Here is a 7,481-nt window from a genome sequence, read left to right on the forward strand (position 1 = left end):
GAGGCAACGGTAACAAGCTGAAACATTGACAGCCTGCTCGGATCCCCTGCGTCAGAAGACCCACAGCAAGCCACCATTTACGGAGGTCTGCTGTGGGTCTTTTTGAATTGTGGAACAGCTCTGGAAGCGATAGAATGAATAGAAACATTTAAAGTGAATGTATTCACAATATTATTTTTTAGACAGGAGAGGATCATATGATTCATTTGCAAAAAGAATGTGGACGTATCCGCCTTGTGCTGGATGCCTATTTTATGGGAGAGGACATGGTCGTACTTATTTCCGGCGGCGATCAGCCCCATCTGGGAACGATTACAGCAGGAGCCAGACTGGAGCCAATCCAAACCGTGCAATTGCAAGCCCACAAGGAATTTTATATTACCGAAGAAATTGCCGTTCGTTTGCGAAAAGAGTTTGCGGGCAACTTTGCAATTTGTTGCGGGGCGCATATGGACCATGTAACGAAGGACGAAATTCGAATGTTGACGGACATGGCTATACAGTTGGGTAAAGAGCTGATCGATCAACTCAAGCAAAAACGTCTGTAGCCACCTCTTTTAAGAAAACTCCCGAATGAGCAGATTTCGGTATGGATATTTACTGTAAGGATACTTAAAAAGCAACGCAAAGCCATGATCCTCGATTTGTACGGATTTCAGTGCAGAGGATGGAATCAAGCTGCGAATCATCAGAGTAACCGCACGTTGGTCTTTCCGATTGATAGCTTTGGCTAAAGCAGACGCGAAGCACCGATTGCGCGCCAATTCGAGATACATCGGAAAAACGGCTTTGGCGATGGCGCGGTGAACCCTCGGTTCAAATGTAAACTGCACCGTACCCGGTGGAATCGTCGTTCCGTTTGTATAATAGAGCATCGGGGGTTGAGCTAAAAAGGAAATAAAGTAGCCGATGCCGTTCGTGCCTAATCCTTGTTTTGCGGCAAATGGCGCTACCGAGCAGAGAAGGGCCTTCATCCGATCCAAATTGCCATGCACCACAGCTCGTGACCATTGGACGGCGAAAGGACGACGGGTGGCAATGGCCTTGTAAAATGACAGCATGCTTGCGGATATTTTCCTAAGTGTGTCAACGTTTAAGCGTTTGTGAGGCGAACCCCTTCTGCGGGATGTTGCACGATATACCATAGCTCAGACCTCCTTGGCAGGATGCTCTCATGGAGCGCATTTTATCAGTAATAGGTACAATACTGTATGCCCGATCACCTCGAAAAGTGCTGAAAACAAGACGGAACGTTTAAGAGGCTTAACAAGTAGTAGAGGCAGATTATGCACCTTCCAGAATTCTCTCCTCCATTTAGAGTGTAAAAAAACCGCCTCCGGTAAGGAAACGGTTTTATATAACATATTTTATTCTTGCTCTGTCTTTTCGTTATTGAAAAGCTCGTCGGTATTATTGTCAGGGATAAATCTAATTACATCTGGAAGATCACATTCTAGAGCATTGCATATGTCGTTAATAATCTTCATCGCTATGTACTGCTCACTTTTTTTATACATTTCATTTTCGAAATTTTCTTCTTTATCCAAGTAATTTGTAATGGTTCGAAAGTAATCCTGTAATGTACTCACCTCGAAATAAGTGCTGTCCTGATTTGTAAGATTGTGGTATCCTAGAACGTATATATTGTTATTTTATATATTGGAGTTGAATTAGACAAATGATTGGGATTCCAGATGCTATGATGAATGGAGTCCAATCAAGGAGAGTGAAAGCCGTATGGCACGTACTCAAACACAAAAAGCGCTAAGCAAGGCGAAGCACGCCGGAAACTACGGCTCTGTACAGAGCCGCAAAACAAATGGTCATTATGGCGAGATATCGCAGCATGTGCGAATGAAGCCAACCAAGCAGGAACAATTACAAAGAGTCAAGCACAAGAAGCGAATCGTTCAGAGCGACGCTTTTTTTATTTTCCATCTTGCTAAGAAGTAAAAAGAAAAAGGAACCCGGTCAGGGACTCCTTTAGAGTCAAATGAATCTTAAAATTGCAATTTTTGCTTCATTTTGCTGTCCTCGCGCAGAGCGGAATACCCTCTGTCGGAGAACAGCTTTTTTGCTTTTCTAACATAACAACAACGATACTAAAACGACTTAGCGAACGGCAGGAATATCCACGATCGGATCAATGTCAGCTTCATAATCCACGTCATCGAATTCAAAGCCGAATAGCTGGAAAAATTCGTGGCGATATCCTTCAAGATCGGACAGCTCGTAGATATTGTCTGTCGTCAGCTCGTCCCATATTTTTGCAACCTCTACCTGTACGTCTTCACGCAGCTCCCAATCATCCATACGAATACGTCCTTCTGCATCTACTGGCGTTTCCGGAGCATACAGACGCTCGGCAAACAGACGGTAGTTTTGCTCCACGCAGCCTTCATGTAACCCTTTTTCCTTCATTACTTTGTACAAAGCGGAAATATACAGAGGTACGACAGGGATGGCAGAGCTGGATTGGGTAACTAGTCCTTTGGTAGCTGCGACGAAGGCGCGTCCGCCTGTGGCTTTCAGCTGATCGTTCAGCTCACGTGCTGTCGCTTCCAGATGATCCTTTGCACTTCCGATACTGCCTTCTCTGTAGACGGCTTGGGTAATATCTGAACCGATATACGAAAAGGAGAAGGTAGTTGCGGAATCAGCCAGTACACCGCCTTCACGCAAGGCGTCAATCCACAATTGCCAGTCCTCGCCGCCCATAACCTCTACAGTCCCATGCACTTCCTCTTCCGTCGCGGGTTCCAGAGTAACGCTGGTGACTTCGCCGGTGTGGAAGTTGACGGTCTTGTTTGTGTATGGTTTTCCGATGGGTTTAAGCACGGAATTAAACGTTTCACCTGTGCGGGGACTCGTGCGGCGACCGGAAGCGACACTGTAAACCACCAGATCGACTTGTCCCAGCTCTTCGCGAATGACTTCCACCGTTTTGGCTTTGATTTCATCCGAGAAGGCATCACCTGTCACGCTAAAGGATCGAAGCCCTGCTTCCTGAGCAGCCTTTTCAAATGCAGCAGAATTGTACCAGCCTGCCGATGCTGTTCGTGTGGCTGTAGCGTTACTAGGACGATATACGCCGATCGTATTGGCCCGCGCTCCGAATGCGGCAGTGATTCGGGAAGCCAAGCCATATCCGGCAGATGCCCCGATCACAAGCACATTACGAGGTCCCTGGATAGCAGGACGGGCCTGCACATAGTCAATTTGCTCCTGAACATGTTGGGCACAGCCCACCGGATGAGCAGTGGTGCAGATAAAGCCGCGTGTTCTTGGTTTGATAATCATGTTGTTGTAATTCCTCTCTTCATGTAGCGATCTTCACCCTTACTATTTTAACTTTTAACAATATTTTTTCAAACGTGGATTTCAGGTGAGTATTCTTTCACTAAAAAGTGTATCGCTTATCAGGGTGGCAAGTGCCTATGGGCCTGCATATGATGCTGTAACGATAAATACGAGAAGGGAGAGAGCTGCTTGAAGAACAAGAGCCGAAAAACCACCAGAAACAAAAAGCCGCTCTATTGTGTAATTGACCCGGATATGAATGAATTAAGTATGATACAGCGCTTGAAGCCACAGCCTGCGGAGAGGGAGACAGAAGCAAGACTTCATCAAGTTGCTTCTCCGCCTCCCCCAATGGCAGAGGAGCCGGAGCTACAGACAGCTGTCGAGCCTGAAGTCTATATCGAGTACGAGACGGAGGTTGAAAGTGCGTTTGCAGAAGAGATTGAAGTTTCGATGGAGGAACCCAAAGAGCCTGAGCTACTGCCTGATCCAATTGACGTCGAGGAAATTTTGAATAATAAAAAAGCGCCGCATGTAAATAATGCTTTCATCTATACAGACGATTTGAGCGATCTGGCTGTAACCGGGGAGAAGATTGCTCCCGGCTCCATAGACTCCAGTAAGCTGAAGCCAGAGAGCATCCAAACGGAAAACCTGGCAGATTATGCCGTTCATACGATTAAAATAGCCGACCGTGCAGTGACTTCTTCGAAGATTGCCCCGGATTCCATTACGGTGGAGCATCTGTCGGACGCATCAGTGACAGGCAGCAAATTGCAGGATCGTTCTATTGGTGGTGAAAAACTTCGTGATGGCAGCATCACTCCGGAAAAGCTGGCTGATAAGATTATCAGCGGCGATCATATTGCGAATGGCTCCATTGAGAGCCGTCACTTCAAGCAATGGATTGTATCTCCAGACATGCTTCAAGATCAGGCGGTCACCTCCGATAAAATTCGCAGCGGTACGATTCAATCTAACAATTTGGCCAATGAGGCCGTCGACAGTTCCAAGCTTGGAGATCAGTCTGTCACCACTTCCAAACTGCGGGATGGGGCTGTGGATGGTACTAAAATACAGGCTGGCAGCATTGAGAGCGCACACCTGACCGAGCATGCCGTTAATTCCCGGCATCTGGCCCCCGGTTCGATTAACCGCAAGCAGCTATCCAACGGAATTGTGGGCAAGGAACAATTGGAGGAAGGCGTTGTCAGCGGGCGTCATCTGGAGCCTGAGGCGGTCACCAGTGCGCATATTCAGGCCGGAGCGATTGAAAGGAAGCATCTGAGTCCTGGCTCCATTGGGGAAGAGCAGCTTGGAACCGGCCAAGTGACAGCCCGCCATCTGGCGGATCGGAGCATTCAGTCCAATAAACTGGCGGATCAGTCTGTAGGCTCGTTGCAAATTGTCGATCAGTCCATCACTTCATCCAAAATATCGGATCAGAGCATTTTACCGCACAAAATTGCCGATGAGGCGGTACTTACCAGACATATTGCTACAGCAGCCATACAAGGCCCTCAGATTTCCCCAGAGGCAGTCTCTTCCTTACATCTTCAGTCCGAAATCATCCGGAAAGATCATATTGCATCGGAGGCGGTTACGGAGCGGCATTTGCAATCCGGGGCTGTGACGAGCGAGAAATTAGGGAAGGGCGCAGTTTTGGATCATCATGTGGCGAATCAGGCTGTCAAGGAAAATCACATTGCTTCGAACGCTATTAAGTCTGACAAAATCGCTGACGGAGCGGTTACGGAAACCAAAATTGCCACAGGAGCGGTAACTGGAAATAAAATTGCACCTCAAGAAATTGCAGATGTACACATTGCACCCAAGGCTATTCGCGAAAACCATCTGGCGGACAACAGTGTGGGTGGAAAGGCATTGCAGGCTCAATCCGTCAGCTCGGCACATTTGGCCTCCAGCTCTGTGCTGAGCGAACATCTCGGGAACGGCAGCGTAGGAACCTCGGCCTTGCAAGGGCAGTCCGTTACCGCAGACATATTGGGTGAAGGCGCTGTTCAAACAGGGCATCTGGCGAGTGGAGCGGTATACTCCCATCATTTGCAGGATCATGCCGTCACTTCGTTGAAACTGTCGCCGGAGAGCGTGGCTACGGATAAAATTAATGATTTGGCGATTACAGCGCCTAAATTGGCAGAGGGAAGCGTAACTTCCTCCAAGCTGTCCGCACGCTCCGTGCAGCCATGGCACATTACAGATAAAGCAGTACAGAGCAATCATCTGGCTGTTGAAGCGGTGGAAGCGAATCATCTCGCTCCTGAATCCGTCACCTCCAACCATTTGCAATCTGCATCGGTCCAGACCAAGCATCTCGCTCCGGATAGTGTGTCCGGTCATGTACTTCAGGCGGAAAGCGTCACCTCGGAGAAGTTGGCGGCTCGGGCCGTGCAAGCGACCAACCTTGCGGAAAGCAGCGTCGGCCCTGCACATTTGGCTGCGCAAGCGGTACACACCCAGCATTTGGGGGCTGGAGCGGTACAGGAAACTGCGCTGGCCCAGAACGCTGTAAAGTCTACACATCTTGCGCCCGAATCTATCCAATCGGAGCACTTGCAAAACGGAGTCATTCAAGGGGAGCACATTGCATTGCAGGCTGTGGCTACCCCGGCCTTGCAGGATGAAACGGTCACCTCTGCCAAACTGGCGGAGGGAAGCGTAACTTCCACCAAGCTGTCTGCCCATGCGGTGCAGTCCGGGCACATTACAGACGAGGCTGTACAAAGCAATCATTTGGCTGTGGCGGCTGTCGATTCGGCGCATTTGGCAGCCGGAGCGGTCACCTCGGTACATCTACAAGCCTCCACGGTGCTTACGAGACATCTGGCCCCGGATAGCGTATCCGGTCGTGCGCTTCAAGCGGAAAGCATCACCTCGGAAAAGCTGGCGGCGCGATCGGTACAAGGAATGAATCTCGCGGAAGGCAGCGTCGGTCCTCCGCATCTGTCTGCACAGGCGGTACACACCCGGCATCTGGCAGCTGGAGCGGTACAAGATAGAGCGCTGGCAGAGGGGGCAGTGAAGTCCGTGCACATCGCACCGGAGTCCATTCAGCCGCACCATCTACAAATTGGAACCATTCAGAGCGTGCATATCGCATCACAGGCGATATCAACCGATGCCTTGCAGGATGAGTCTGTTACGTCTGACAAACTGGCGGATGAGAGCGTGACGGCCACCAAGCTGTCCGCCCACTCGGTACAGCCGGGGCACATTACGGACGAAGCTGTACAAGGAAACCATCTGGCATCTGGAGCGGTACAGGATAGAGCGCTAGCAGAGGGGGCAGTGAAGTCCGTGCACATCGCACCGGAGTCCATTCGGCCGCACCATCTGCCCATTGGAATCATTCAGGGCGTGCATATCGCATCACAGGCGATATCAACCGATGCTTTGCAGGATGAGTCTGTTACGTCCGACAAACTGGCGGACGGGAGCGTGACGGCCGCCAAGCTGTCTGCCCATTCGGTACAGCCGTGGCACATTACGGACGAAGCTGTGCAAGGAAACCATCTGGCAGAAGAGGCGATCCAGTCGAGCCATTTAGCCCCGGAAGCTGTTACCTCTGCCCATTTGCAGGCTTCGGCGGTGCTTACGAGCCATCTGGCCCCGGATAGCGTATCCGGTCGTGCGCTTCAAGCGGAAAGCATCACCTCGGAAAAGCTGGCAGCACGCTCGGTGCAAGGAATGAACCTCGCGGAAGGCAGCGTTGGGCCTTCACATCTGTCTGCGCAGGCGGTACACCCCCAGCATCTGGCATCTGGAGCGGTACAGGATAGAGCGCTAGCAGAGGGGGCAGTGAAGTCCGTGCACATCGCACCGGAGTCCATTCGGCCGCACCATCTGCCCATTGGAATCATTCAGGGCGTGCATATCGCATCACAGGCGATATCAACCGATGTTTTGCAGGATGAGTCTGTTACGTCCGCCAAACTGGCGGATGAGAGCGTGACGGCCACCAAGCTGTCCGCCCACTCGGTACAGCCGTGGCACATTACGGACGAAGCTGTGCAAGGGAACCATCTGGCAGAAGAGGCGATCCAGTCGAGCCATTTAGCCCCTGAAGCTGTTACCTCTGCCCATTTGCAGGCTTCGGCGGTGCTTACGAGCCATCTGGCCCCGGATAGCGTATCCGGTCGTGCGCTTCAAGCGGAAAGCAT

General features: G+C 50.6%; 5 protein-coding genes and 1 pseudogene. 3 read left to right on the forward strand and 3 right to left on the reverse strand.

Annotated features, from left to right (window positions below; all coding sequences use genetic code 11):
- The first annotated feature begins 197 nt into the window (after positions 1 to 197).
- Positions 198 to 548 (forward strand): prenylated flavin chaperone LpdD, encoded by a 351-nt coding sequence (gene lpdD, locus ACWGOO_RS04400; protein ID WP_452481617.1) that lies wholly within the window; start codon positions 198 to 200, stop codon positions 546 to 548.
- A 9-nt stretch (positions 549 to 557) separates the two neighbouring features.
- Here the strand turns inward: lpdD and ACWGOO_RS04405 are convergent, their stop codons facing one another.
- Both ACWGOO_RS04405 and ACWGOO_RS04410 read right to left on the reverse strand, forming a co-directional pair.
- Positions 558 to 1,145 carry a hypothetical protein gene (locus tag ACWGOO_RS04405; protein ID WP_452481618.1) on the reverse strand — a complete coding sequence of 196 codons (588 nt, stop codon included), beginning with the start codon at positions 1,143 to 1,145 and terminating at the stop codon, positions 558 to 560.
- A gap of 222 nt (positions 1,146 to 1,367) precedes the next feature.
- A complete protein-coding gene (locus ACWGOO_RS04410) occupies positions 1,368 to 1,517 on the reverse strand; it encodes a helix-turn-helix domain-containing protein (RefSeq protein ID WP_452482026.1) in 150 nt (49 codons plus the stop codon).
- A gap of 220 nt (positions 1,518 to 1,737) precedes the next feature.
- Here ACWGOO_RS04410 and ACWGOO_RS04415 point away from each other — a divergent pair, with 220 nt between their 5' ends.
- Positions 1,738 to 1,953 carry a hypothetical protein gene (locus ACWGOO_RS04415; RefSeq protein ID WP_452481619.1) on the forward strand — a complete coding sequence of 72 codons (216 nt, stop codon included), beginning with the start codon at positions 1,738 to 1,740 and terminating at the stop codon, positions 1,951 to 1,953.
- A 159-nt stretch (positions 1,954 to 2,112) separates the two neighbouring features.
- On the opposite strand, the gene fabV is transcribed toward ACWGOO_RS04415, so the two are convergent.
- Entirely contained in the window at positions 2,113 to 3,300 is a 1,188-nt protein-coding gene (gene fabV / locus ACWGOO_RS04420; protein ID WP_452481620.1) for an enoyl-ACP reductase FabV, read from the reverse strand.
- 189 nt (positions 3,301 to 3,489) lie between these two features.
- Between fabV and ACWGOO_RS04425 the strand changes: the two are divergent.
- A pseudogene (locus ACWGOO_RS04425) lies at positions 3,490 to 7,481 on the forward strand (WIAG-tail domain); the annotation flags it as partial.

The sequence above is a fragment of the Paenibacillus sp. NPDC055715 genome, from assembly GCF_053617595.1.